Origin of the sequence: Haloarcula sp. S1AR25-4 (genome assembly GCF_031624555.1) — an archaeon.
GTDB classification, from domain to species: Archaea; Halobacteriota; Halobacteria; order Halobacteriales; family Haloarculaceae; genus Haloarcula; species Haloarcula pellucida.
Genome location: NZ_JAMQOR010000001.1, coordinates 1,093,658 through 1,119,746 on the forward strand (window position 1 = coordinate 1,093,658; position 26,089 = coordinate 1,119,746).

Annotated in this window: 23 protein-coding genes; 13 read left to right on the forward strand and 10 right to left on the reverse strand. The window is 67.6% G+C overall.

Annotated elements, in window-relative coordinates; all coding sequences use genetic code 11:
* The first annotated feature begins 11 nt into the window (after window positions 1-11).
* A complete protein-coding gene (lysA, locus tag NDI85_RS05800; protein WP_310915215.1) occupies window positions 12-1,247 on the forward strand; it encodes a diaminopimelate decarboxylase in 1,236 nt (411 codons plus the stop codon).
* The gene (locus NDI85_RS05805) at window positions 1,244-2,443 is read left to right on the forward strand and encodes a M20 family metallopeptidase (protein WP_310915216.1); all 1,200 of its coding nucleotides are present in this window, start codon (window positions 1,244-1,246) and stop codon (window positions 2,441-2,443) included. Before lysA ends, NDI85_RS05805 begins: the two co-directional genes overlap by 4 nt.
* On the opposite strand, the gene NDI85_RS05810 is transcribed toward NDI85_RS05805, so the two are convergent.
* Together NDI85_RS05810 and NDI85_RS05815 are read right to left on the reverse strand one after the other, a co-directional pair.
* Window positions 2,435-3,055, reverse strand: a complete 621-nt coding sequence (locus NDI85_RS05810) for a phosphoribosyltransferase family protein (RefSeq protein ID WP_310915217.1) — start codon at window positions 3,053-3,055, stop codon at window positions 2,435-2,437. The two genes, NDI85_RS05805 and NDI85_RS05810, sit on opposite strands and share 9 nt — an antisense overlap.
* Window positions 3,056-3,093: 38 nt before the next feature.
* Window positions 3,094-4,404 (reverse strand): MFS transporter, encoded by a 1,311-nt coding sequence (locus NDI85_RS05815; RefSeq protein WP_188993815.1) that lies wholly within the window; start codon window positions 4,402-4,404, stop codon window positions 3,094-3,096.
* Window positions 4,405-4,573: 169 nt separating this feature from the next.
* Between NDI85_RS05815 and NDI85_RS05820 the strand changes: the two genes are divergently transcribed.
* Window positions 4,574-4,801 carry a HalOD1 output domain-containing protein gene (locus tag NDI85_RS05820; protein ID WP_188993813.1) on the forward strand — a complete coding sequence of 76 codons (228 nt, stop codon included), beginning with the start codon at window positions 4,574-4,576 and terminating at the stop codon, window positions 4,799-4,801.
* 24 nt (window positions 4,802-4,825) lie between these two features.
* On the opposite strand, the gene purB is transcribed toward NDI85_RS05820, so the two are convergent.
* The 3 genes from purB to NDI85_RS05835 all read right to left on the reverse strand — a co-directional run bounded on the left by purB (window position 4,826) and on the right by NDI85_RS05835 (window position 7,919).
* Window positions 4,826-6,208, reverse strand: a complete 1,383-nt coding sequence (gene purB, locus NDI85_RS05825) for an adenylosuccinate lyase (protein WP_188993810.1) — start codon at window positions 6,206-6,208, stop codon at window positions 4,826-4,828.
* Window positions 6,209-6,258: 50 nt separating this feature from the next.
* Window positions 6,259-7,209 (reverse strand): PrsW family intramembrane metalloprotease, encoded by a 951-nt coding sequence (locus NDI85_RS05830; protein ID WP_310915218.1) that lies wholly within the window; start codon window positions 7,207-7,209, stop codon window positions 6,259-6,261.
* Between the two features lie 161 nt (window positions 7,210-7,370).
* A complete protein-coding gene (locus NDI85_RS05835; RefSeq protein ID WP_188993806.1) occupies window positions 7,371-7,919 on the reverse strand; it encodes a hypothetical protein in 549 nt (182 codons plus the stop codon).
* A 145-nt stretch (window positions 7,920-8,064) separates the two neighbouring features.
* Between NDI85_RS05835 and purH the strand changes: the two genes are divergently transcribed.
* From purH to folP, 5 genes are all read left to right on the forward strand, one after another.
* Window positions 8,065-9,645, forward strand: a complete 1,581-nt coding sequence (gene purH / locus NDI85_RS05840; protein WP_310915219.1) for a bifunctional phosphoribosylaminoimidazolecarboxamide formyltransferase/IMP cyclohydrolase — start codon at window positions 8,065-8,067, stop codon at window positions 9,643-9,645.
* A gap of 93 nt (window positions 9,646-9,738) precedes the next feature.
* Window positions 9,739-10,695 carry a formate/nitrite transporter family protein gene (locus NDI85_RS05845; protein ID WP_188993802.1) on the forward strand — a complete coding sequence of 319 codons (957 nt, stop codon included), beginning with the start codon at window positions 9,739-9,741 and terminating at the stop codon, window positions 10,693-10,695.
* Between the two features lie 39 nt (window positions 10,696-10,734).
* A complete protein-coding gene (locus NDI85_RS05850; protein WP_188993800.1) occupies window positions 10,735-11,271 on the forward strand; it encodes a hypothetical protein in 537 nt (178 codons plus the stop codon).
* Window positions 11,272-11,349: 78 nt separating this feature from the next.
* Window positions 11,350-12,114 (forward strand): hypothetical protein, encoded by a 765-nt coding sequence (locus NDI85_RS05855; protein ID WP_310915220.1) that lies wholly within the window; start codon window positions 11,350-11,352, stop codon window positions 12,112-12,114.
* 96 nt (window positions 12,115-12,210) lie between these two features.
* A complete protein-coding gene (gene folP, locus NDI85_RS05860; protein WP_310915221.1) occupies window positions 12,211-14,652 on the forward strand; it encodes a dihydropteroate synthase in 2,442 nt (813 codons plus the stop codon).
* Here folP and NDI85_RS05865 read toward each other — a convergent pair.
* Complete coding sequence (locus tag NDI85_RS05865; RefSeq protein ID WP_188993793.1) at window positions 14,645-14,815, reverse strand: hypothetical protein; 171 nt, start codon at window positions 14,813-14,815, stop codon at window positions 14,645-14,647. The two genes, folP and NDI85_RS05865, sit on opposite strands and share 8 nt — an antisense overlap.
* 150 nt (window positions 14,816-14,965) lie before the next feature.
* Between NDI85_RS05865 and NDI85_RS05870 the strand changes: the two genes are divergently transcribed.
* Window positions 14,966-15,577 (forward strand): methyltransferase domain-containing protein, encoded by a 612-nt coding sequence (locus NDI85_RS05870; protein ID WP_310915222.1) that lies wholly within the window; start codon window positions 14,966-14,968, stop codon window positions 15,575-15,577.
* A gap of 76 nt (window positions 15,578-15,653) precedes the next feature.
* On the opposite strand, the gene NDI85_RS05875 is transcribed toward NDI85_RS05870, so the two are convergent.
* Both NDI85_RS05875 and NDI85_RS05880 read right to left on the reverse strand, forming a co-directional pair.
* The gene (locus NDI85_RS05875) at window positions 15,654-17,507 is read right to left on the reverse strand and encodes a DEAD/DEAH box helicase (RefSeq protein WP_310915223.1); all 1,854 of its coding nucleotides are present in this window, start codon (window positions 17,505-17,507) and stop codon (window positions 15,654-15,656) included.
* Window positions 17,508-17,559: 52 nt separating this feature from the next.
* On the reverse strand, window positions 17,560-17,871 hold the full coding sequence (locus NDI85_RS05880) for a hypothetical protein (RefSeq protein WP_188993787.1): 312 nt from the start codon (window positions 17,869-17,871) through the stop codon (window positions 17,560-17,562).
* A gap of 339 nt (window positions 17,872-18,210) precedes the next feature.
* On the opposite strand from NDI85_RS05880, the gene NDI85_RS05885 reads away from it, so the two are divergent.
* Window positions 18,211-18,627, forward strand: coding sequence for a DUF5518 domain-containing protein (locus NDI85_RS05885; protein ID WP_310915224.1), 417 nt, complete (start codon window positions 18,211-18,213; stop codon window positions 18,625-18,627).
* Between the two features lie 42 nt (window positions 18,628-18,669).
* Here NDI85_RS05885 and NDI85_RS05890 read toward each other — a convergent pair whose 3' ends face one another.
* Window positions 18,670-19,728 (reverse strand): glycosyltransferase family 4 protein, encoded by a 1,059-nt coding sequence (locus NDI85_RS05890; RefSeq protein WP_310915225.1) that lies wholly within the window; start codon window positions 19,726-19,728, stop codon window positions 18,670-18,672.
* A gap of 81 nt (window positions 19,729-19,809) precedes the next feature.
* Between NDI85_RS05890 and NDI85_RS05895 the strand changes: the two genes are divergently transcribed.
* Together NDI85_RS05895 and NDI85_RS05900 are read left to right on the forward strand one after the other, a co-directional pair.
* Window positions 19,810-21,609 carry a S9 family peptidase gene (locus tag NDI85_RS05895; protein ID WP_310915226.1) on the forward strand — a complete coding sequence of 600 codons (1,800 nt, stop codon included), beginning with the start codon at window positions 19,810-19,812 and terminating at the stop codon, window positions 21,607-21,609.
* Window positions 21,610-21,757: 148 nt separating this feature from the next.
* On the forward strand, window positions 21,758-22,246 hold the full coding sequence (locus tag NDI85_RS05900; protein ID WP_188993771.1) for an NUDIX hydrolase: 489 nt from the start codon (window positions 21,758-21,760) through the stop codon (window positions 22,244-22,246).
* Here NDI85_RS05900 and NDI85_RS05905 read toward each other — a convergent pair.
* Window positions 22,243-23,301 (reverse strand): NAD(P)-dependent glycerol-1-phosphate dehydrogenase, encoded by a 1,059-nt coding sequence (locus NDI85_RS05905; protein WP_188993769.1) that lies wholly within the window; start codon window positions 23,299-23,301, stop codon window positions 22,243-22,245. The two genes, NDI85_RS05900 and NDI85_RS05905, sit on opposite strands and share 4 nt — an antisense overlap.
* Before the next feature lie 157 nt (window positions 23,302-23,458).
* On the opposite strand from NDI85_RS05905, the gene NDI85_RS05910 reads away from it, so the two are divergent.
* Window positions 23,459-26,005 carry a glycoside hydrolase family 3 N-terminal domain-containing protein gene (locus NDI85_RS05910; protein ID WP_310915227.1) on the forward strand — a complete coding sequence of 849 codons (2,547 nt, stop codon included), beginning with the start codon at window positions 23,459-23,461 and terminating at the stop codon, window positions 26,003-26,005.
* Window positions 26,006-26,089: the final 84 nt, after the last annotated feature.

Sequence of the window (26,089 nt, forward strand, 5' to 3'; positions counted from 1 at the left end):
TTGTACGGCCAATGAGTCACGACTCGCCGCCCGTCCGCCGCCTCGCGGACTGGGACCACGACCGGCTCGGTCGACTCGCGGCCGAACACGGGACGCCGCTGTACGTGCTCGACGTGGACCGCGTCGCCGAGAACTACGAGCGGTTCGCGTCGGCGTTCCCCGACGCCCACGTGATGTACGCGGCGAAGGCCCACACCGGCCGCGCCGTCCTCTCGAAACTGCTGGAGACCGGCGCCGACATCGAGTGCGCCGCGTGGGGGGAACTCCAGCGTGCAATCGACGCCGGTGCGGACCCGGATACGTTGCAGTACACCGCGGTCAACCCGCCGGACCGCGACCTCGACTACGCCGTCGCCCTCGCTGAAGACCACCCCGGCCTGACCATCACCGGCGGCGCCCGGGACACGTTCGACCGCCTCGAAGCACGCGGCTACGACGGCCGCGTCGCCATCCGCGTCAACCCCGGTATCGGCACGGGCCACCACGAGAAGGTCGCGACCGGGAAGGACGCGAAGTTCGGCATCCCGTACGAGCAGGTACCCGAGGTGGCCGAAGACGTGGCCGAGCGGTTCGACCTCGTCGGCATCCACGCCCACGCGGGGAGCGGCGTCCTCCACGACGACCTGGACGACCACTGTCGGGCCATCGGGAAGGTCGCAGACATGGGCCGGCAGATAGAGACCGAAGTCACGCCGCTGGAGTTCGTCGACTTCGGCGGCGGGTTCGGCGTCCCGTACCGCGAGGACGAGGAGCCACTCGACATGCAGGTCGTCGGTGAGAAGGTCCGCGACGCCGTGGGGGAACTGGACGCCCAGATCAAACTCGAACCGGGCCGCTACGTCGTCGCCGACGCGGAATGCATCCTCACCGAGGTCAACACCGTCAAGGAGACGCCCGCAGCAACCGTCGTCGGCGTCGACGCCTCGCTGGCGACGCTCATCCGCCCGGCGATGTTCGGGTCCTACCACCCGATTCGGAACGTGACCGCGCCGGACCGCGAGGCCGACCCCGTCTCCGTCGGCGGGCCGTGCTGTACGAGCGCCGACGTGTTCTGTACCGACCGACCAATCGCTCGCCCGGAGCGTGAGGACTTGCTCGCCATCGGCAACGCCGGCGCGTACGGCTACGAACTGGCCAACCAGTTCCACTCCCAACCCCGACCTGCGGAAGTCGCCATGGAGGGCGGCGAGACGCGTATCGTCCGGGAGCGAGAGACGCTCGACGACGTGACGAGTCTGGAGCGATGAGCGCGACGTTCGACCTCGCGGAGTTCCACCGGCGGGCCGTCGAGACGGACTCCACCGAGTCGGTCGACGAGATGCGGACGGTCCTGCTCGAAACCCTCGACGCGGCCGACGTGGCCGCGAGCGTGGACGACCTCGGCAACGTCGTCGCCACGCGCGGCGCGGCCGACCACGAGGCCGCCGCGAGCGCCGACACGCATCTGGTCTTCAACACCCACATCGACACCGTGCCGCCACACGTTCCCTACGAGCGACGGACGGAGCGGCCCGGTGACGAGGCAGTCGACGGGAGCGAGGACGCGGGCGAGGGCGACGTGGTCTGTGGCCGCGGGTCGTGCGACGCGAAGGGACCGCTCGCGGCGTTGCTGGACGCCTTCCTCACCGTCGACCCCGACGACGGCGCGGTGACGCTCGCCGTCTCCATCGACGAGGAGACCACACAGACCGGCGGCGCACACCTCGCCGAGACTATCGACGCCGACGGCTACATAGTGGGCGAACCGACGGGACTGGACGTGTGTACGGCGGCGAAGGGTCAGTTCGAGGGCACCGTCACTATCCACGGCGAGAGCGCCCACGCCGCCGACCCGGGGAGCGGGCTGAACGCGATTCGTGCCGCTGCGCCGATTCTGCAGGCGATGGAGAGTTACGACGAGCGCGAGGCGCGCAGCGCCTCGGAGGGCCCGAGCGGTGACGACGGGGAACCGCGAGGACCGGACGACCACGAGACGCTGGGCCGCCCCATCCTCACCCCGTCGATGGTTGAGGGTGGCGAGGCGACCAATCAGGTCCCCGCCGAGTGCACCATCACGTTCGACCGGCGGAGCGTCCCGCCGGAGACGAGCGACGCGTTCTGTGCGGATCTGGAGGCACACCTCCGGCAGTGGCTCCCCGACGCGATGGATCTCGACGTGGCGCTCATCCGACCCGACACGCCGTTCCCGGAGGCGTTCGCGACGGACCCCGACGCGGAACTGGTCCGGACCTTGCAAGAGGCCAGCGGCGGAACGGTCAGGCCGTTCGAGGCGGCGACGGAGGCCTCCTACTTCGCTCAGCAGGCCCCGACGGTCGTGTTCGGGCCGGGTGTCCTCACCGACGAGGTGGGCGCCGTCGCGCACTCGAAGCGTGAGTACGTCAGGCTCTCGGACGTGCGAACCGCCGCGCGCGCGGTGCGTGAGACGGTCGAGCGACTACTCTAACAGCGCCATCGCCTCCTCGTCCGTGACCTGTGAGAAGTCGCGGTAGAACTGCCCGACCGCGCTGAAGTTCGGCGGTTCCTCCAGCGTGACGACGCCGTCGGTGACGCGTTCGACGGCGTCGGCCGTCTCCGGCGAGGACACTGGCACCGCGACGACGACGCTCGCGGCTCCCGACGCTTTGATCCGTTCGACGCAGGCCCGCATCGTCGCGCCCGTCGCGAGGCCGTCGTCGACGACCAGCACGCGCTCGCCCGAGAGGTCCAGCGGCGGCCGGTCGGCGCGGTAGCGGTCGAACTTCTCTTTGGCCGCGCGCTGTTCGTGTTCGGTCTGACTCTCCAGGTAGTCGGTCGTCAGATCCAGCGAACCGATGAGCGACTCGTTGCGCCACGTCGTCCCGTCGTCGGCGACGGCCGCGACGGCCAGTTCCGGGTTCCCCGGCGCGCCCACCTTGCGGGCGACGACGACGTCTAACGGGACGTCGAGTGCGTCCGCGACGGGACGCGCGACGGGGAGGCCGCCACGGGGGATGGCCAGCACGATGTCCGCCTCGACGTCCTGCCGCCGGAGTTCGTCGGCGAGTCGGTCACCGGCATCCGTGCGGTCTGCGAACATGTCAGGATCTACGACGGTCGCCGGCTTAACGCTCGCGGTCAGTCCTGCGGGGAGAGTCGCGGGGAGTCCTCGCCCACAGACAGCGTCTCCTCGACCTGCCAGTAGGTCAGTCCGAGCGCGAACAGGGCCATCGCCGCGCCGACGGTGAAGGGGGTGCTGAAGCTTCCGAGGTTGAACAGCACGCCGGACGCGAGGGGGCCGACGGCGACGCCGAGGCCGAAGGCCATCGTCAGCACCGACAGCGTCGTCCCCGACCCGCGCGCCCCCGCGAGGTCACCGGCCAGCGCCAGCGACGGCGCGAACACGAGGGCGACGGCGATACCCTGTACGAACCGCGCGCCGAGCATCAGCCACGGGTCGGTGACGAGACCCTGCGCGTAGACCGACGGGACGAGGACGACGAATCCGGCGACGACGAACGGACGGCGACCGAATCGGTCGCTCGCCCGGCCGATGGGCACCTGCAGGAGGACGTTCGCGATGACGACGGCGGCGAACTGGACGCTGAACATGAACGTCGACTCGTCGAGTCGCATCCGGATCGGGCCCTCCAGCGTCGCGAACAGCGCGATGGTCGTCGCCATCATGAACGTGCCGACGCCGAGGACGAACACCGAGTCCAGTCCGTTCCCGTCGGGGTCCAGCACCGCGATAGAGAGGTCCTTGCTCGCGGCGTCCTCCGCGACGGGTGGGTCCTCGATGAGCAGCGCCACCAGCGCGAAACTGACCACGGCCCCGAGGACGGCGACGGCGAAGGCGGCCGTGAACCCGGAGAACGTCAGTCCGGCGAGGACGTAGGAGACGACGCCCTCGGCACCGAGGCCACCGGTGATGACGACGCCCGCGATTATCGGCCCGAACCCGAAGCCGATCAACCGGAACGTGTTGAAGACGCCGAAGTTCCCGCCGCGTTCGCTGTCGCTCTCGGCGTAGTCGTTGACCAACGCGATCGTCGCGGGGATGGTAAAGGCCGCGCCGACGCCCTGAAACGCCCGGGCCGCCAGCACCGACCAGTACGAGGTGAGGAACGGGTAGGCGGCGCTCCCGACGGCGAAGAGGACCAGTCCCGTGAGGACGAACGCCCGGCGACGGCCGGTTCGGTCCGAGAGCCGACCGGTGATCGGTTGGCCGAAGGAGTTCAGCAGGCCAAACAGCGAGAGGACCAGACCGATGAGCGTCTCCTGACGGAGGACGAACCCGAACAGGTCGGTCCCGACGATGCCCGCGAGCGTGACCTGCCCGCTGGCGATGTACAGGGGGAGGACGATGATGAGAAACGAGTTGCCCAGCGCGTCGGCCATCCGGGCGAACGCCAGCGTCAGGATGCGGGAGTCGGTACCGAGAACCATCTACCGACTGATAGGCGGGACGACACCTGAGCGTTCCGTTCTCTCGTCGCCTCCGATCGCAGCGCACCCGTCCACGCGCTCTCGCGAGCGACGTGTGAGCGCCAAACTGTCCCTGTAAGGGATACTTACGGCCACCAGAGATTCAAAGGACCAGTCGATACCGGGCGGTATGGGTTCAGACGACCAGTTGAGCAACAGAGTGGTGATGGCCGTCGCAGCGGCGGAGGGCGTCGATCCGACGGACCTCTCGGAGACGCTCTATCCCGCTATCGACGGCGACGCGTTGGACGCCATCTTCTGTAACGCGCCCGGCAGCGTCACCTTCGAGTACAGCGGCTACGAGGTGACCGCCGACAGCGACGGCGACGTCTCGGTCGTCCCGCTCGAACGGGCGTGAGACCGTCCCGCGGTCGACGCCACCCTACACGTCGTCTGCCAAGTCCGACGCGATACCAGTGTAGCCCGCCGGCGTCAGTGCGTCCAGTTCCGCGCGCACCGACTCGCTCACGTCGAGGTCCGCGAACATCTCGCGGAAGTCCTCGATAGTCACCTCACGGCCGCGCGTGGCCTTCTTTACCTGTTCGTAGGCGTCGTCGTGTCCCTCGCGGCGGAGGATTGTCTGGACGGCCTCGCCGATGATTTCGGGGGTGGCGTCGAGTTCCTCGCGCATCACCTGCTCGTTGGGGACGACCTTCGCGAGGCCGTTCTGGCACTTGCCGTAGCCGACGAGACAGTGGGCGAAGGCGGCGCCGATGTTGCGCTTGACCGTCGAATCCGAGAGGTCACGCTGGAGGCGGGAGTTGGTGACGTAATCGCCCAAAAAGACGAGGTCGGAGTTGGCCTTCGAGAGGTTCCCCTCGCTGTTCTCGAAGTCTATCGGATTGACCTTGTGGGGCATCGTCGAGGACCCAGTCTCGCCCTCGACCGTCTCCTGTCCCAGATAGCGGTCCGAGACGTACAGCCACATGTCGAGGTCCATGTCGAGCAGGACGTTGTTCGCGCCACGCAAGGCGTCGAACAGCACTTCGAGGTCGTCACACGGGTTGACCTGCGTCGTCAGCGGTTCGTGGTCCAGCCCGAGCGACCCGACGAACGACTCGGCGAAGGCCGGCCAGTCCACGTCGGGGTAGGCCGCGTGGTGGGCGGCGTAGGTGCCCGACGCGCCCGCGAGTTTCCCGGCGAGGTCGTCGGCGGCGCGTTCGACCCGCGCGATAGCCTGCCCGAGACGGGAGGCGTAGACGGCCATCTCCTTGCCGAACGTCGTGGGGGTCGCTGGCTGGCCGTGCGTTCGGGCCAGCATCGGCACGTCGCCGTACTCGTGGGCCATCTCGACGAGCGTGTCCCGAATCTCGCGCAGTTCCGGCACCAGCACCTCCTCGGCGGCCGGCTTGACGAGGAGACGGTGCGCGAGGTTGTTGACGTCCTCGCTGGTCAGGCCGAAGTGAATCCAGTTGTCGGCGTCGAGGCCCTCGGGCATGCCCAGACGGATGAAGTACTCGATGGCCTTCACGTCGTGGTTGGTGGCGGTGTACTCCCCGTATCCCTCCGTCTCCAGTTGCTTGACGACGTCTGCGTCCTCGTCGTCGAAGGACTCGTACAGCCCTCGCAGGGCCGACCGCTGGTCCGTGTCGATAGAGAGCGGCGTCGTATCGAGGTCGGCGAGCGCCAGCAGGTACTCGACTTCGACTTCGACGCGAGCGCGCATCAGCGCCCGCTCGCTTGCGTACGGGACGAGCGGTTCGGTGTAGCGGGCGTACCGCCCGTCGAGCGGCGACACGGCGGATAGTGGCCCTCTCTCGGTCATGTTCGACTCTCCGAGGGAGGCCCGAAAAAGCGTGTCGTCTCGTCGTCGGCCTACGCGTTCGTCGCGCGTTCGTAGTGGTCCCGATACCGCCGGAGTTTCCGGTACAGCAGGTAGCCGACGGCAGCGTCGAAGGCGACGACGAAGCCGACGAAGACGACCGTGTTCCACGGCAGGAGTGCCGGGAGGTACGTCACCGAGGTGTTGTAGACGGCGTGGATGAGCGCCGCGACGACGATGCCCTTGACGACGATGGGGCCGGCGTCGTCGGGGTTGAACTTCGCCAGTCCGAGGTAGTAGCCCGCGAACGACGAGTACAGCACGTGGCCGGGGCCGACGAACGCTCTGCTGGTCGCCGTCTGGAGCGCCGCCACGATTGGGTCACCGTTCTGGGCCGACGCCGCCTGCGTGTACCCTTGCGAGATGTACAGCGCGTTCTCGATGGTCGCGAAGCCGAGGCCGGCGACGGCGCCGTACACCACCCCGTCGACGACGGCGTCGATGGTGCCGTACCCGCCGACGCGAATGGCGAGCCACTTCACCGTCTCCTCGATGGGGCCGACGACGACGAAGAAGAACACCGCCATCCCGACGACGGGGACGAACTGGAACAGCGGTTGCAACAGCGTGTTCACCAGCGCGGCGATGCTGGCAAAGAGGATGGCGAGGACGAACGTGACGGCCAGCGGTTCGAGCGGTTCGCGCATCGTCGGGTCGCCGTACCAGAGGTAGCCGACGATGGCCAGCGCAGGGACGACCGACAGCGCGGCCAGCACGCCCAGTTCCGGGCGGCGAATCGCGAGCAAGACAGTCGCCGCGAGTTGGGCCACGAACAGGAGCACGGCGAGCGCGATGAGGAGCCAGCGCCGGGACGCGTGCAACGCCCCGTAGAGTCTGACCGAGAAGCCGTCGAGGGCGGACCGCGGTTCCCACTCGGCGACGTCGTAGAGGTCGGTCGACCCGGAGAGCGCCGCCGCCACCGGGTCGCTGTCTTGGTCTGGCACGTGCGCCACGTCACGAGGGAGCCACCTCAGACTTTCGGCGGTAGTACTGGCGCCGTCGACGGTCTGGCGGCACAGCGAGTGCGCTCCCGCCGGTCGCGCCCTCGCTAGGGCACCCACTGGTCGCCGTCTCGTTTCGACGGGGGCGCTTTGCTCACCCCTCGCTACCCCAACCAACCGTAATCCGCGTTCGCGTCCCCGAATCGGCCGTCCGGCGGGTCGTATCGATAGAGGTCCTGTCCGAGCGCGAGCCACGCCAGTCCGTACGGGAGCGCCGCCCACGTCGAGAGGTCGAACCCGAGGAACGCGACGGTCCCGACGGCGAGCGAGACGCCGAGCCACGGCGGCTGGACGCGGGTCCTGACGAGGCCGACGCTCGTAAGCAACGATCCGCCGACGAGCGCGAGGACGCCCAGTCCGACGACCACCTCACCGACCCCGGTGAGCGCCCGGAGCAGTTGGCCGGCGGCGAAGACGACGCCGCCGGCCGCCCCCAGCCACGCTCCGCCGGTGCCGGGTCGCTTCATCCGGGCACCGTGGAAGCTCTCGACGGCGTAGTGGCCGGCGACGACGCCCAGTGCCGAGAGCGAGACGGCGACCAGAATCCAGTCCCTCTCGCGACCGGTGACGCCCAGTGCCACGGTCCAGCCGACCCACAGGAGTCCACCGAACGCGGCGACGGCTCCGGCCCGCTGACACCGTAGCTTCGACATACCCGCGACTGAACGGGCCGGCTACAAAGGAACATCGACACGGCACCGACTCGGTGCGTGTGACAACGACGCCCGTGTCCGTCGTGTTCATACGCTCAGCGTTCGTTTCGCAACTACTTTGCACGGCCCCACCCGCCACTCAGGTATGAAACTCGCCGGTATGGCCAGCAACCGTGGCCGGAACCTGATGAACATCGCGGACCGCGCCCCGGGCGGGGCGGAATTCGCCGTCGTGCTGACGAACGACGCCGACGCGCCTGTTTTGGAGGCCGCCGCCGAACGCGGTATCCCGACGGAAGTCGTCGAACGCGAGGCCGACGAGGCCCGCGAGGCCCACGAAGAGCGCGTCCTCGACGCGCTCTCGGAGTACGACTTCGACCTCGTGACGCTGGACGGCTACATGCGAATCCTCAGCGAGACGTTCCTGGAGGGCGCGCCGACGACGCTGAACGTCCACCCGTCGCTCCTGCCGAACTTCCCCGGGAAGGACACCCACGAGCAGGTCATCGAAGCGGGCGTGAAGGTGACGGGCTGTACCGTCCACGTCGTCGACGAGACGGTCGACGGCGGCCCCATCGTCACGCAGGAACCCATCCCGGTCTTCGAGGGCGACGACGAGGAGGACCTGAAAGAGCGCGTCCTCTACGAGGGCGAGTTCACGGCCTATCCCCGCGTCGTCAAGTGGTTCTCCGAGGGCCGCGTCGATATCGACTGGGAGAGCGGGACCGTCGACGTCGAGGGCGACGAGGGCGGATCCTTCCCCGCACGCCGGTTGGTCTCCGACGACCGGGCGGCCGACCTCCGCTACGGGGAGAACCCCCATCAGGACGCCGCGCTGTACGCCGACACGACGGTTTCGGAGGCCAGCGTCGTCCACGCCGACCAGTTGAACGAGGGCGCGAAGGGCCTGTCGTACAACAACTACAACGACGCCGACGGCGCGCTGAACCTCATCAAGGAGTTCGAGGAGCCAGCGGCGGCCGTCATCAAGCACACCAACCCCGCGGGCTGTGCGACGGCCGATACGCTTTCGGACGCCTACGAGAAGGCCCTCTCGACGGACCCGATGAGCGCGTTCGGCGGCATCGTCGCGCTCAACCGCGAGTGTGACGCCGCCACCGCCGAACAGATCATCGACTCGTTCAAGGAAGTCGTCGTCGCGCCGGGCTACACCGACGCGGCACTCGACGTCCTCTGCCAGAAGGAGAACCTCCGCGTCCTCGAGGTGACTGACAACTTCGAGGTCACGGACACGCTGACCGAGAAGCCCCTCGTCGGCGGCCGCCTCGTACAGGAGCGAGACACCCAGCACCTCACGGCCGAGGACCTCGAAGTCGTCACCGAGCGGGAGCCGACCGACGAGCAGATCGCGTCGATGCTGTTCGCGTGGCACACGCTCAAACACGTGAAATCGAACGGCATCCTCTTCGCGAAAGGCACCGAGACGGTCGGCATCGGCATGGGGCAAGTGTCCCGCGTCGACGCCGTCCGACTCGCGGCGATGAAAGCCGAGGAACACGCCGAGGGCAAGGACGCTGAGGGCGCCGTGATGGCCTCGGACGCCTTCTTCCCGTTCCCGGACGGTATCGAACACGCCGCCGAGGCCGGCATCGAGGCGGTCATCCAGCCCGGCGGGTCGAAGAACGACGAGAGCGTCATCGAGGCGGCCGACGAACACGACATCGCGATGGTGTTCACCGGCCAGCGGTCGTTCAGACACGACTGACGACGGACGGCGGGTGCGTGTGCCGTCGGTGGTTCGGACGCCGCCGGGAGCGTCCCGAAAGAGGCTTCAAAAGCGGTCGTAAACCGTGGATCTATGTCGGACGATACTGACCGGGAAACAGCGGTCCGTGACGCCGTCGACGTCTCACAGAGTGGCGCGCCGGCGGGTGGGCACACCATCCGCGACAGGTTCTCGGCCGACGAAATATTCCAGCGTATCGTCGTCGCGGCAGACGAAGAGATAACCGCCACCACGCGGGAACTGTTCTTCAGCGGACTTGCCGCGGGGTTTGCCATCACCGTCACGTTCCTGCTGTACGCGTCGCTGTACGCGTCGACGGACGGCGACCCGGTTCTGAGCGCGCTGCTTTACCCGCTCGGGTTCGTCTTCATCATCCTCGGGGACTACCAGTTGTACACCGAGAACACGTTGCCGCCGGTCGCACTGACCCTCGAACGGCTGGCGAGTCTGCCGTCGTTGATGCGCATCTGGGGACTCGTCCTCCTCGCCAACCTCGCGGGCGGGTTGCTCGGTGCGCTCGCGCTCTCCTCGACCGGCGTGCTCTCGCCGGCGGCGGCCTCGGCGGCAGAGGGGTTCGCACAGAAGGCCATCGAGACGCCCTGGTGGACGCTGTTCTCGAAAGCGGTGTTCGCCGGCCTCATAGTCGCCGGCGTCGTCTGGGTCGACTACTCGCTTCGCGACAGCATCTCGCGACTGGCGCTCGTGTACGTCTCGTTTCTCGCTATCCCGTTCGGGAACCTCTATCACGTCGTCGTCTCCGCGACGGAGATGCTGTATCTCGTCTTCAACGGCGAACTCGCGCTCTGGGTCGGCGTCTCGCAGTTCGTCGTCCCCGTCCTGCTGGGCAACTCTATCGGCGGCGTCGTGTTGGTCACTGTCGTCAACTACTTCCAGACGACCGAACGGCGGCTGGCATCGGCCCGCGAGGCCGGAAAGAAAAGCCGGCTCACGGTTCGCGAGTGGGTGCTTGGCGGCTTCTCCGATTCTGGTCGGTCCTACGTTCCCGTCAACGGACACGACAGGGACTGATGACCAAACCCATATGCCCCGTCTGTGACTAGTGGGACTGTGAACTGGGTCTCGGAAAACCGCCACTGGCTACTGTTTGCCGGCGTCGTCCTGTCGACGCTGGGCGCCGTCGGCGTCGCCGTCGTGGGTCTCGTCGCGACGCTGTCGACGCTCGTGACCGGGGGCCCGATTCTGGGTATCGTCGCCGCGTGGATTCTCGGGACGCTCGTCCTCGCCGGCCTCGACGTGGTCTGTCTCGCCGCGCTCCTCTCGGAACTCGCCAGTCGAGCGTCGATGCCCAAAAGCCAGCGCGCGGCCGATTTCTTCCATCGCGTCGAGTCGGCCCTGCCGCCGCTCGCCGCACTCGGCCTCGGCGACCGGTTCGAACCGTCCGTCGAAGCGCGGCGCGCCGAACTCACCGAACGCTACGTCGACGGGGACCTCTCGGAGGCGGAACTCGAAGCGGAACTACAGACGTTACTGGACGAGGACGGACGGGCAGGGTCCGGTCCCGTCGAGACCACGCGCGAGAGTGCCGTCGACGCGGCCAAACAGCGTGACCTCGCCGACGACCGAGAGGTCGAAACGGAGACGTAGCGACTCAGTCGCCGGCCGGCGGATGGCCCCGGCCCGCGGTCACGCGGATTTAAATCACGTCCGGCCGTCGTTCGTGGTATGGGCGACTACACGATTCTCCGTGTCGACGTGGACGCCGGCGTCGTCGCGCGGGTACTGGACGCGGTTCCCGGCGTCGCCGTCGCCGAGGCCGAGGCGTCGACGGTGGCCGACGAGGCGGTCGCAGGGACTGCGCCCGCAGGCAGTCGGGGCACCACGGCGGAGACAGAGTGCGGCCCGGACGCCGACACAGGGACCGAGGCGGAAGCGCCGTCGGCACTCCGTGAGTGGGGGCTACTGGGAGTCGGCGTCTCGCTGGTCCTCCTCGGGATTGCAACGGTCGGTATCTGGTGGTACCGCCGACGTGACGGTGGCGACGACGAGTCCCTCGCGGGTGGGGAGACACCACCGCCGACGACGAAGGTCGACCGACCGACTGCGGGGTCGGCCGGCGGGGGCACGACTGCCGCCGGGCCGAGTTCGGCGACTACGGAGGGTGACGAGGCCGAGGAGACACCGGCCCCGGACGACTCGGCGACAGCGCGCGAGGAGTCCGTCGCCAGTACCGTCCTCGACGAGGAACCGACGCCCGAGGACGCCGAACCGAACGGACGGACCGAGGACCGCTCGAACGTCGAGTGGGCCACGAAGGACGCGCGCGACCGGCAGACCGAGTCCGAGAGCGGCGACGCGGAGACGGCCGACGAACCGACCCCGCGGCCCGGTGGGTCCGTCGACGTCGCGCCGTTGCTCGGCGTGGCTTTCCTCGCGGTGAGCGGGGCCGTCGTCCGGTGGATACAGGACGACAGGCGAGACGAGCAGTAGGGGCCTGTTGGCGACGGCGCTCGGCCGAGTTGGCGGCCTCGCTCGATGCGTACACCGGTCCGACAGGCTAAAGCGCGCGGCTCCGATACTCCGGGCATGGAGTTCCACGAGGCCGCGAACTTCCTCTTCGAGTTGCGCCGGTTCGCGTCACGGGCCGGCACCGACGCCACGCGGGGCCTGTTGTCCGATATCGACGACCCACACGAGGGTCTTCGCTGTGTCCAGATCGCCGGCTCTAACGGGAAGGGCTCGACCGCCCGGATGGTCGAGCGCGCCCTCCGGGAGGCCGGACTGGACGTCGGCCTCTACACCTCGCCGCATCTCGACGACGTACGCGAACGCATCAGAGTCAACGGACGGAAGGTACCCGAGGCCGCGCTCGTCGAGTTCGTCGAGGCGGTCGAACCGTACGTCACCGAACGGGGTGCCGACGGGGAGTCACCGACCTTCTTCGAGACGCTGACCGCCTTCGCCCTCTGGGAGTTCGACCGACAGGACGTCGACGTCGCGGTACTGGAAGTCGGCATCGGCGGGCGATACGACGCCACCAGCGTCGTCGACCCCGTCGCCAGCGCCGTGACGTCGGTCACGCTAGAGCACACGCACATCCTCGGGGATACCGTCGAGGAAATCGCCCGCGACAAGGCCCACGTCGCGCCCGACGACGCGCCGCTGGTCACCGGGGCGACGGGCGACGCCCTCGCCGCGGTCCGCGAACAGGCCGGCGACGTGGTGACCGTCGGCGGCGGCGACGATGCCGACGTGACCGTCACCTACGGCGGTCGCGACGGCCTCGAAGGTGCGGTCACCGTCGACGGCCCGGACTGGCACGTCGACACCCACCTCCCCCTGCTTGGCGAGCATCAGGCCCACAACGCCGGTATCGCGGCGACACTCGTCCGGCAGGTCGCCGACGTGACACAGGCGGACCTCGAACGCGGCCTGCGAAACGCCCACTGGCCCGGCCGCTTCGAGGTGATGGGCGAGGACCCACTGGTCGTCCTCGACGGCGCACACAACCCCGGTGGCCTCGAACGCACCGTCGAGACGCTCGACTCGTTCGACTACGACGACCTGCACATCGTCGTCAGTGCGATGGTGGATAAGGACCACGTGGGCGCCGCCGAGGCGCTGTCGGCGGCCGACCACGCCGTCGCCTGTGAACCGAACGTCGACCGGGCCGAGAGCCCGGCGGTCGTCGCCGAGGCGTTCCGGTCCGCAACCGATGCGGACGTCGAGACGCGCCACGACGTGGCCGGTGCGCTCGGGGTGGCGCTCGACGCGGCCGACGACGGCGACGCCGTCCTCGTCACCGGGTCGCTCTACGCGGTCCGGGAGGCCCGTACGCGCTGGGCGCGCGCGATGGTTCCCAAACGCGTCGACTCGATCTCGGAGTCCCGCGAGACTATCAAGGCCGCCCACGTCACCGACGCCGGCGCGTGGCGGATGCGCGGGAAGGGCGTCCACCGCGTCCTCCGAACTCGCGTCCAACCGCGGCAGGCCCAGTACCTCAAGGAGGAACTGCTGTCGCTGGGCGGTGAGTGTGCCATCTCCGGGCTGAACGATCAGGACGAGGAGCGCGTCGACGTCGTCACGATGGCGACGATGGCCCAGTACCGACGGCTGGCCGACAAACTCGACGGCCAGCCCTACGGCCTCTCGACGTTCGCCGACGAACTTCGCGAGGCGCTGGACATCCAGCAGCCAGACGACGCGCGTGGCTATCCGTGGGAGGACGGCACCGCCGTCATGGGCATCCTCAACATCACGCCGGACTCGTTTCACGACGGTGGGGAGTACAACGCCGTCGAGGACGCCGTCGCCCGCGCCGAGCAGATGATCGCAGACGGCGCGGACATCCTCGACGTCGGCGGCGAGTCCACCCGGCCGGGGGCGGACGTCGTCCCGGCCGACGAAGAGAGAGACCGCGTCGTCCCGGTCGTCGAGGCCCTCGCCCAGATGGACGTCCACGTCTCCGTCGACACGCGGAAGGCCGAGGTGGCGCGTGCGGCCCTCGACGCGGGCGCGGACATCCTCAACGACGTCTCGGGCCTCGAAGACCCCGAGATGCGACTGGTCGCCGCCGAGCGCGACGTTCCCGTCGTCGTGATGCACTCCATCGAGACGCCGGTCGACCCCGACAGCGACATCCACTACGACGACGTCGTCGAGGACTGTATCGACCAGTTGACCGAACGGGTGTTGCTGGCCGAGAAGGCCGGACTGGACCGCGAGCAGATTCTCGTCGACCCCGGCATCGGCTTCGGGAAATCGGCCGTCGAGAGCTTCGAACTACTGGACCGACTGGCGGAGTTCCGGGCGCTGGGCTGTCCGATTCTGGTCGGTCACTCCCACAAGTCGCTGTTCGGCCTCGTCGGCGAGGACCCGGGCGACTGTCTGGAGGCGACCATCGCGGGGACGACGCTCGCGGCCGAACGCGGGGCCGACGTCGTCCGGGTCCACGACGTGGCGGAGAACGCCGCTGCCGTCAACGTCGCCGAGGCGGTCCGTGACCCCGAGCGCTTCGACACTAACTGAACCCGACCACGAGGTCGCAGTTCGCACAGTGCCAGAGTGTGACCGTCTCGTCGCCTGCGACAGTTACCCTCCCGTCGTCGTGGATACGCACCCGGTGGACGCGGCGGCCGGCCCCGAGGTCGTCTGCCCGTTCGACCTGCGCGCCGCAGTCGGGGCAGGTCATAGCGGGGACCATGACCCGGCTTGGTCGTACAGACATATAGTTACAGTTTCTAGCGACTGAGGTGTTCAGACCCGGCGGCGCTACGTGGATAGATTTCACACGACCTCACATAGGCAGAAAGCACTTATCGGCCGCTACGCCAGCCACGGTATGAACCAGCGGGACGTCGTGAGGGAGGGGTACGACGAGATAGCGGCAACGTACGCGGCCGAGCGAGATGGAGCGGGGCGCGAACGTGCCCTCGTCGAACGACTCGCGTCGACCCTCGACGATGGGAGTCTCGTCCTCGATGCAGGCTGTGGAGCGGGTACGCCAGCGACCGAGGTCCTCGCTGAGCGACACGACGTGCCCGGTCTCGATATCTCACGCGAGCAGTTGCGGACGGCACGCGAGCGAGTCGCGAGCGCCGGACTCGTACAGGGTGACCTCGCTCACCTCCCGTTCGGTGACGAGACGTTCGACGCCGTCGTCTCCTATCACGCGGTCATCCACGTTCCCCGCGAGGAACACGCCGCCGTCTTCGCCGAGTTCGAGCGCGTTCTCCGGCCGGGCGGGCACCTGCTCGTCGCGGTCGGGGCCGAGGCGTGGGCCGGGGAGAACGACGACTGGTTGGACACCGGCGAGCGGATGGCGTGGAGTTTCCACGGCGCCGATCGGAACCGTGAGTTACTCACAGATGCCGGATTCGAGATAACAACTGTCGAGGAGGTCCCCGACGAACTCGGCGGAACGTTCGCCATCGTACGGGGCCGGGCCTTATAGTAGCCATTGAAAATCAATGCACACCCGATCGCACGACCGCGGTGCGGTCGGTGTGTGAATCGTTTCAATTGTTACGCTAGTCCTCGGCTACGGGCGGGTCGACGGCCTCGGCCTCGGTCTCGTTCACGCGGATGCCCTTCGAGGCGAGGTGGCGCATCTGCCGGCGGACGAAGTCCTCCTCCGTCGTCCCCCGAGTGGCGAGAATGACCATGCGCGCGTCGCCCGCGGGCCGCATCGTCCGCCCGGCCCGCTGTGCCCCCTGCCGCCGGGACCCGCCCAGACCCGAGGCGACGACAGCGAGTTCGGCGTCGGGCAGGTCGATTCCCTCGTCGCCGACCCGCGAGACGACCAGCGTGTCACGTTCGCTCCGACGGAACTCGTCGAACAGTCGCTCCCGCTGGGCGTGGGGGGTCTCGCCGCTGATGAAGGGCGCGTCGATGGCTTCGCTGATGGCCTCGCCTTGGTCCAGATACTCGACGAACACCAGCGCCTTCGCACCCGGCTGTTCGGCGAGCGTGTACCGTATCTCGTCGACTTTGCCGGTGTTGCTGGCGGCGGCCTGTCGCCGGTCGTGACCCGACGTGGCGGCGTACTCCGAGCGCTCCCCGTCCCCGCCCCACGGGACCAGCCGAATCTCGACTTCGGGTTCGGCGACGTAGCCCTCGTCGAACAGTTTGCCCCAGTCGGTGCCGATGGGCGGGCCGACGAGCGTGAATATCTCCTCCTCGTCGTCGCTCTCGCGGGTCGGCGTCGCCGTCAGGCCGAGGCGGTGTTTGGTCTGGAGGTCGGCGCTCCGGCGGTGGATGGGGCTCGGGACGTGGTGGACCTCGTCGTAGACGATGAGCCCCCACTTGCGCTGGTCGAACAGTTTCCGGTGGCGGTCCATCCCGGCGGTGCGGTAGGTGGCGATGGTAACCGGGCGGATCTCCTTCGTCCCGCCGTGGTACTCGCCGATGTCGGCGTCGGAGAGTGACGTGTGTCGGACGAGTTCGTCGTGCCACTGCGTCGCGAGTTCCCGCGAGGGGACGAGAATCAGCGTCTCGCCGCCGATGGCGGCCATCGTCCCCATCGCCGCCACCGTCTTGCCAGACCCCGGTGGCCCGACGAACACGCCAGAGCCCTGCTCGGTGAACCGCTCCACCCAGTCAGCCTGATAGTCCCGCAGGCGGAGCAGGAGGTCCATCTCCAGCGCGTCGCCTTCCTCCAGTTCCCGGTCGTCCCGGACCGGATAGCCCGCCTCGTACAGCGTGCGCTTTACCTCGGCGGTGGCGTCCTCGTTGACCCACGCCTCGGAGTCCGAGATGGGCGCCCGCAGGGTGTCCTCGGCGAGTTTCTGCCGGGCGACGTTGCCCATCAGGTCGTCGCTGTCGGCTTCGAGGACGACGTAGCCGTCCTCGTGCGTGTAGAGCCGGAACTTGCGGGCGCGTTCCCACTGGCTCGTCACCCACTCTTCGAGGTGAGGTGAGCGCTCCCCGAGAACGTCCCGCATCGTCGCCAGCAATCCGTCGAGCGACTCGTGGGGGGCCGCCCAGACGTCGGCTTCCCGAATCTCGTAGACGTAGCCGCCCGACCGATTGGAGTCCTGTAGGCGGGCGAACTGCGAGAGTTGTGCCCGCGTGAACTGGTCGGGGTGCTCGACGACGACTTCCCGGCGGTCCGGAAACAGGACGACCCGTTCGCGGTCGGTCACCTCGGCGACGTCGGTCGGGTACCAGACGGCGTCCGTCTCGGCGACGTCCTGTCGCTGGATGTCACCGTCGGCGGCGAGCGCTTCGAGGGCGTCGCGGGCCTCGTCGGGGGTCAAGTCGGTCTTCCGGGAGAGTTCCGTCGCAGTCAGATGTGGCCGACCGACGGCGTCGATGGCGTCGTACACCGTATCGAGTTCGATAGTCGTACCGGCCGTCTCGTCGGCTGGCTCCTCTGCTGTCACTACAGGCAGGGACGGGCCAGAGGGGCAAACGGGTTTCGTCTGGGCGGTGGCGTCACTTCTCCCGGGACCGCTTACGGTCGTCGAGGTACGCCAGCACGCCGAGGACGTTCACGAGCGGCATCGCGGCGGCGTGGACCCGGATCATATCGGGGTCGTCGGGCCGTCGGCAGACGTCGAGACAGACGGCCAGCGGAATCAGCAGTTCGAGGAGGACGAACAGGAACGCGGCGAGCGTGAGCGGGCGCGAGAGTGACGCCGCGCGGCCCGTCTCGCTGGTGAGGCGGGCACCGAGATAGAGGAGGAGGATCGACAGCATCGCGAGCTCGGGAAGCACGAACGCACGAAGGAGTCGAGCGTCGTCCATTGTAAGCGTCTACGACACGATGGCGGATAACGTCCCCGCCGATGGCTCATAGTGATTGCTGTAACTATGTACCGGTTCGACCATCCGCTGGCTGGCGGTCGATACCGGAATGACTTACAGCAGTCACTATCAGAACAGGCCGAGTTCGTCGACCAATTGCTCGTACAGCGCCCCGTGTGGTAGTAACGCAGTATCTCGGAATCACGTTCCTCAGGGCAGCCGCGTGAGCTACCTTGCTATTCCGATTAGAAGACTGTCTACGAACACCAGCATATTATTACGGGAAATAATATATCGTATATTTTATACACTCTGGCACTCGTGAAGGATTCATAAGAGATGGAGCTTACTCAGTTGCCAAAGATTTCGGAGACCGACCAATCGCTGCGGATAGCGACGATACTTGGAATCTGTTCGGTTCCGGTTACGGTAGCGGTTTCTTTGTTCTCCTCTGGGAACGTTATTTCGTTCACACCAGTGTTATTTGCAGGAGTTATTGTAGGGTATCATTACAACCGCACCCCGATATCAATCGGCCGTGCTGGCTTGCGAACTGGATTACTGGGCGGCCTTCCGACAATATGGCATGTGTTTGAGATTCTGGAAGACGGCTGGTCGGCATCGTTCGAGTACGGTGTTCTAACGGTACTGTTCGTTCCTGTTGCTATTGTTTTTGGACTGTCTGTTGCTGTTCTTGCATCAGTTGTCGGTGCTGCCATCGGAGACAGAGTTGCACGAGGAATTGACCAACTCTAAGCACTCCGTTATTAATGCCGATTCTCAAACACCACCTCCCTCTCAGAAGAACCCGTACGCCTCGACCAGTCGCTCGTACAGCGACTCGTACTCGCCGCGCACCGCGTCGTGGTCGAAAGCCGCCAGCGACTCGTCGACGGTCCGCCGTTCCATGTCCGCCGAGGCGACTATCTTGTCGGCTATCTCCTGCGGATTCGTCACGCGGAAGGCCCGGTCGCGCTGCTCGACGAGTTCGTGGGCGCTGGAGCCGGCCTGATACTCCACGATGCCGATACACCCGGCCGCGAGCGCCCACAGGAGGTCGGTCGCGAAGTACTCGCGGAACGCCGTCTGGACGAACACCTGCGCGCCCTTATAAATGGAGACGCGCCGCTCGCGGTCACACGCGCCGACGAACTCCACGCGGTCGTCGATTCGGAGGTCGGCAGCCTCCTGTTCGTAGACCTCGCGCTGGGGTCCGTCGCCGACGACGGTGGCCGACCAGTCCTTCTGGCGGAGTTCCGCCAGCGCGAGGAACAGCGACTCCATGTTCGCGCTCTCGTCCAGCGGATGGGCGTACACCACGTCGACTTCCTCGGCCGGGTCGACCTCGCGGACGAGGTCCATGTCGATGCTCTCGGGGACGATGGTCGTCCGGTCGTCGGGCGCACCGGCCTCCCAGAGACCGGTTTGGACGAGTTCCGAGGGGGTGACGAACTGGTCCGGAGCGCGGAGCGACCAGTCGGTCCGGCGGGCCTCGGGCAGGGCCTCGTCGCCGTACCACTCGACGACCAGCGGCGCTCGGGAGAGCGTCCCGCCCAGCGAGGCAGCGAGCAGCACCGACGGCGGCGAGGGCACCGCGTGAATCACGTCGGGGCGGTAGTTCGCGAGCAGTGCGGGCAGACGCGTACAGAACGAGGGGACGGTCGGCGAGACGGTGACGGCGCGGTACGTGACCTCCTCGGGGGCGAACCGCTTGCCGTAGCCGTCCCACCACTGCGAGCAGAACACGGACACTTCGTGGCCGGCGTCGGCCAGTTCGCCGGCGACGCGTTCGATTCGGCGTCGACCTTCGGTGTCCCGGTAGTGACTCGTCTCCATGGCGACGACCGCGACACGCATACCCATCGTCTCGGCGGGGGTTCTCAAAAAGCCACCCGTTCGCCGGCAAGGGTTTTGGTCGCGCCACTCCTCGGGGGAGGCGTGTACGACTACGACCTCGAACGCTACCTCAACGTCCGCAGCGCCTACGGGGCCTCCATCTCCCCGGAAGGAACGCTGGCCTTCCTGATGGACACGACCGGCGTCGGACAGGTCTGGACGCTGGACGAACCCGGGGGCTGGCCCGACCAGCGGACCTTCTACGACGAACCGGTGAGTTTCGTCGACTACTCGCCGACCCGCGAGGAACTCGTCTTCGGGATGGACGAGGGGGGCAACGAGCGCGCCCAACTGTACCGGCTGGACGACGACGGTCGGGTGACCGAACTGACGGCGATGCCCGACGCCAAACACCGCTGGGGTGGCTGGCGGCCCGACGGCGAGGCGTTCGCGTTCGCCTCGAACCGCCGCGACGAGGCCGTCTTCGACGTGTACGTACAGGACCGCGACGCCACCGGCGACGACGCCGAACTGGTGTACGAAGGCGACGGGTGGTTCACCGTCTCCGGGTGGTCGCCGGACGGCCAGCACCTCGCCATCAGCGAGGCACACTCCAGTTTCGACCAGGACGTGTACGTCCTCGACGTCGAATCGGGCGACCTGACGCACCTGACGCCACACGAGGGGAGCGTCCGGTACACGAGCGTCTCGTGGGGCCCCGAGGGCGACGCACTGTATCTGGTCACGGACGAAGGACGCGACACGCTGGCGCTGGCACGCCTCTCGCTGGAGGGGGACCTCGAAATCGTTCGTGACGACGAACAGTGGAACATCGACGGTGTCGCCATCGACCAGGACACCGGCCGCCTCGCGTACTCCCGGAACGTCGAGGGCTACAACGAGATTACGGTCGGCGAGTTCGACGGGCCGACCGACGTCGAGGCGTTCCCGTCACCGGACCTGCCCGGCGGCCTCGCCGGCGGCGTCGCGTGGGGGCCGGAAGCCGAGGAGTTCGCCGTCAGCGTCACCGGCCGCAGCGTCAACACGAACGTCTTCGTCGTCGACACCGAGCGCGGCGAGAGCGAGCGCTGGACGGACGCGTCGACGGCGGGCATCCCACAGGAGACGTTCGTCGAACCCGAGGTGGTCCGCTTCGAGAGCTTCGACGGCCGCGAGATTCCGGCGCTGTTCTCGCTCCCGCCGGCGGCCGAGAACGACGGCACCACCCCCGTCATCGTCGACATCCACGGCGGCCCGGAGAGCCAGCGCCGGCCCTCCTTCGCCGGCCTCACACAGTACTTCCTCTCGCGGGGGTACGCCGTCCTCGAACCGAACGTCCGCGGGTCGACCGGCTACGGGAAGGCCTACACGCACTTAGACGACGTCGAGAAGCGGCTGGACTCGGTGAAGGACATCCGGGCCGGCGTCGACTGGCTCCACGACCACCCGGCGGTCGACCCGAACCGCATCGTCGCGATGGGCGGGTCCTACGGCGGGTTCATGGTGCTTGCGTCGCTGACGGAGTACCCCGACCTGTGGGCCGCGGGCGTCGACGTCGTCGGCATCGCCAACTTCGTCACCTTCCTACAGAACACCGGCGAGTGGCGCCGCGAACTGCGCGAGGCCGAGTACGGGTCGCTGGCCGAGGACCGCGAGTTCCTCGAATCCGTCTCGCCCATCAACAAGGTAGAGCGCATCACCGCACCGCTGTTCGTCCTCCACGGCGCGAACGACCCGCGGGTGCCCGTCGGCGAGGCCGAGCAGATAGCCGACGAGGTGGCCGACCACGGCGTCCCCGTGGAGAAACTGATATTCGACGACGAGGGCCACGGCATCAGCAAGCGGGAGAACCGCATCGAGGCGTACACCCGCGTCGTCGAGTTCCTCGACGAGCACGTCTGACCGGGCGCGTTTAGACCGGCCTCGCGAGCGACCGCCGGACAGCGGCCGGGTGGAGTCGACAGCCCCATCGCTCTCTGTCGGTTCTCCAGCGTATCCGCACCGAGAGCGATTGAGTGGGTTTATACGCGGTCCGTCCCAGCCACGCGGCATGGACGTTTCCGACCGCTCTCGGGCCCGCGTCGAAGAGCGACTGAGCCGGCTCGACGCGGAGTTCGGCTCGCCGGCGGTCACGCAGACGACGTTCGAGGTGGACGAAGAGAGCTACGAGCGAGCGGTCGAGCGGTCCCGCGACGGCCAACTCGACGTCCACGCCATCGTCCGCGACGAGGACGGCGCCGTGATGCTACGAGAGGGCGACGGAGAGTGGATGCTCCCGCGTGGACAGACCCGCCCGGACGAAGACCTAGAGACGGCGGCAAAGCGCATCGTCCGAGACGCCGCCGGCGTCGACTGTACCGTGACGGACGCGGTCAGAGCGACCATCTCCGGCGTGCGAAACGGTGACGACGAGTCGGCCGAGACGGTGTATCGACTGAGCGTCGTGTTCACTGCAGAACTGACCGAAGGAGAAGGCCAGCGGGGCGACGAGGCGGTCCGGTGGGACGCGAACCCCGACGCGGTCGGCGAACTCGTCTAGACGACGCCCGTGACCGTCGCGGCCTCGATGGCGGCTTCTTCGCTCATCCCGTCGCCCAGAATCGTGTACCGGTCGCGAATCTCGTGGGCCGTGGTCAACGCCTCGATGACCGTCTCGTGGTCGATGCCGAGGTCGTCGGCCGTCGTCGGGGCGCCGAGCGCGCCGAGCGCGTCCCGGACGTCGCGCCAGCGCCCCTTCGGCCCGCTGTGGAGGTACTCGGTCATGATGGCGCCGACGCCGACCTGATGGCCGTGGAGCGCGGCGTCGGGCGCGATGCGGTCGAGTTGGTGCGAAAAGAGGTGTTCGGCGCCGCTAGCCGGGCGAGAGGAGTCCGCGATGGACATCGCGACGCCGGAGGAGACGAGCGCTTTGACGACGATCCACGAGGACTCTTCGAGTCCCTTCTTGATGGAACCCGCGCTGTCGACGAGCATCTCGGCGGTCATCTGTGAGAGGGCACCGGCGTACTCCGAGTACGGGACGTTCTTCAGTCGATGTGCGAGTTCCCAGTCGCGGACCGCCGTGTAGTTCGAGATGATGTCGGCACACCCGGCGGTGGTCAAGCGCCACGGGGCCTCGGCGAGGATTTCGGTGTCGGCGACCACCGCAAGCGGCGGTTCCGCGGCGACGCTGTGGCGGGTATCGCCTTCCGGGACCGAGCCTCGCCCGGAGACGATGCCGTCGTGGCTGGCCGCCGTCGGGACGGAGACGAACCCGAGGCCGAGGTCGTCGGCCGCCATCTTCGTGATGTCGATGGCCTTCCCGCCGCCGACGCCGATGGCGAATCCGGCCTCGACCTCCTCGGCGTGGGCGATGACGCGCTGGACAGCGTCGAAACTCGCCTCTTCGATGACGATCTCGGCCGGGTCGTACCCCGCCGCCGCGAACTGCTCGACGACCCGTTCGCCCGCGACAGCGTGTGGCGTCGGGCTGGAGACGACCAGCGGCCGACCCGAGAGGTGGAGTTCCTCCACGGCGGCGAGCGTCTGGTCGAGCACGCCGTGCCCGATGACGACGTTCCGCGGGAGGCGTATCCATGTAGATTTCTCGAACATACCCCAACTCCTCCCCGTGATGGGAAAATTGTTTGTCCTCACACGGTACTGCAGGGGTTTATTCCGAGAGCATGTTTCAGATACAAATGCTTTGACAGTCGTCTCACCAGTAATTACCAGAAACAATTATTAACGTCCGCGGGTGGCTGCGGACGGGATGACACGAAACCCAGACACGGCTGACGACACCGGCGCGGAGACGTCCCGGCGGACGTTCATGAAGGCGACCGGAGCGGCGACGGCAGCGGCGGCGGTAGGCACCGGCGCCAACGGCGCTGTGGCACAGACCGACGGCGACGTAGACGCGATTCTGAACGACCTGACGCTCGAACAGAAGGCGGGACAGATGACGCAGGTGACGATCAGTTCCTTCGAACCCGATCCCGGGGAGTCGAACGTCCCCGACAGTTTCGGCGTCGACACCGTCGGCGAGTACTTCAGCGAACTCGGCGTCGGGTCCGTCCTCTCCGGCGGGGCAGCCCCGCCAAGTTTCGACGGAAGCGAGGTGGTCTCGGGCATCAACGCCTTGCAGGAGTACAACCTCCAGAACGCCGACCACGGCGTCCCGTTCCTCTACGGCGTCGACGCGACGCACGGCAACGGCCTGTTAGCGGGTGCGACCGTCTTTCCCCAGCGACTGAACATGGGGTCGACGCGCGACGTCACACTCGTCGAACGGGCCGAGCGTCACACCAGCGACGCCACGGCGTCGATGGGCGCTCACTGGACGTTCGCGCCGACGACGGACCTCCAGCGTGACCCCCGGTGGGGTCGATTCTTCGAGGGCATCAGCGAGGACCCGAAACTCACAGGCGACATGTCTCGGGCACGCACCCGCGGATTAGAGGACGACGACCGACTCACCGCGTGTGTCAAGCACTTCGGCGCGTACTCCATCCCGAACAACGGCAACGACCGCGCGCCCGCGTCCACCTCGCTCCGAGACCTCCGCACGAACGTCCTCCCGCCGTACCGCGAGGCGTTGCAGGCCGAACCCGGCACGGTGATGGTCAACAGCGGCGCGGTCAACGGCAAACCGGCCCACGCCTCCCACTGGCTACTGACGCGGATGCTCCGGGAGAACTACGGGTTCGAGGGGATGGTCGTCTCGGACTGGGACGACCTCGACCGGATGCTGACGAACCACGATTACGCACCGACCTTCCGGCAGGCGACGAAAGAGGCCATCAACGCCGGCGTCGACATGTACATGATAGGCAACGGCGGGAACGCCCCCGGTCCCGTCGAGTACATCGACACCGTCGTCTCGCTGGTCGAGGACGGCGAGATACCGATGGCACGCATCGACGAAGCGGTACGGCGGATTCTCGAACGCAAAGTCGACCTCGGCCTGTTCGCGGAACCGACCGTCGACGAGTCCCGCATCGACGGCATCGTCGGCGGCGCACAGGAGACGTCCGAGCAGTTGGCACGGGAGTCGCTGGTCCTCTTAGAGAACGACGACGACACGCTCCCGCTCTCGGGCGACGAGAACGTCCTGCTGACCGGCCCCGGCGTCGACGGCGACGGGAACAACACGCGGGCGCTGATGCAACACGGTGGCTGGACGCTCGGGTGGCAGGGGCCGAGTGCCGGCGGCCCGTTCCCGCGACAGCGTCTCCTGACCGAGGAACTCCGCTCCCGGGTCAGCAGTCTCACCCACGTGCCGACGACGTACGAAAACACCACGTGGTGGGCCGGACAGGGCGACGGCGAGAACCAGCAGAGCGACGAGAACGGGGAGTTCGAGTTCACCGACGAGCAGGAGTCGGCCGTCCGGTCGGCCGCACCCGACGCCGACGCCGTCGTCGTCGTCCTCGGCGAAGGGAGTCACAACGAGGGCTTCGGCGACAGAGACGAACTCGTCCTCGACGAGTCACAGCAACGACTCGTCCGGGTCGTCTGCGAGACGACGGACGACTCGACGCCCGTCGTAGGCGTCCTGCTGGCCGGCAGTCCCCGCGGTGGCCCCGAGACGTTCGCGCACCTCGACGCCCTGCTGTTCGCCGGGCAACCCGGGAGCGACGGCGGCGCGGCCATCGCTGACGCCCTCGTGGGCAACTACAACCCGTCGGGCAAGCTCGCGTTCAGTTGGCCGGGCAACGCCGGGACGCCGGTGGGGACGACGCCGGTACAGTACAACCGCTACCCGCCGACGTCGACGGGCGGGACCGACAACGCTCCGCTGTTCGAGTTCGGACACGGGCAGAGCTACACCACCTTCGAGTACGGGACCGTCTCGCTGTCCCGGACCACCGTCGGGAATCCGGCGAACCAGTCCGAGGTGACTGTCAGCGTCGACGTCACCAACACCGGTGAGATGGCGGGCGACCACGTCGTCGAGGTGTTCAACACCGAGTCGTACGGGTCGGTCCTCCAGCCGATGCGTCGACTGCTGGGCTACGAGCGCGTCTCGCTCGACGTCGGCGAGACGAAGACGGTCGACGTGACGGCCGACCTCACCGCACTGGAAGTCGTTCCCGGCGATATCCTCGGCGTCCAACCGAAAGTCGTCGAGGCCGGCGACTACGAACTCACGGTCGGTCGGGACGGCCCGACGACGACGCTGACGGTACAGAACACGCGGAGCATCACCGACTCCGAGCCCGTCCCCGGACGCTACGACATCGACAACGACGGTGACGCCGACATGGCGGACGTGAAAGCGCTGATGCAGGGCATCAGGACCCGCGACGACGACTGACGAGCGGGGCGGCTCACCCAACAGCGAACTCGCGTCGTCGTACACGGGTCGACCAAAGACTAAAGTACTGAAGAGAGGACGGGA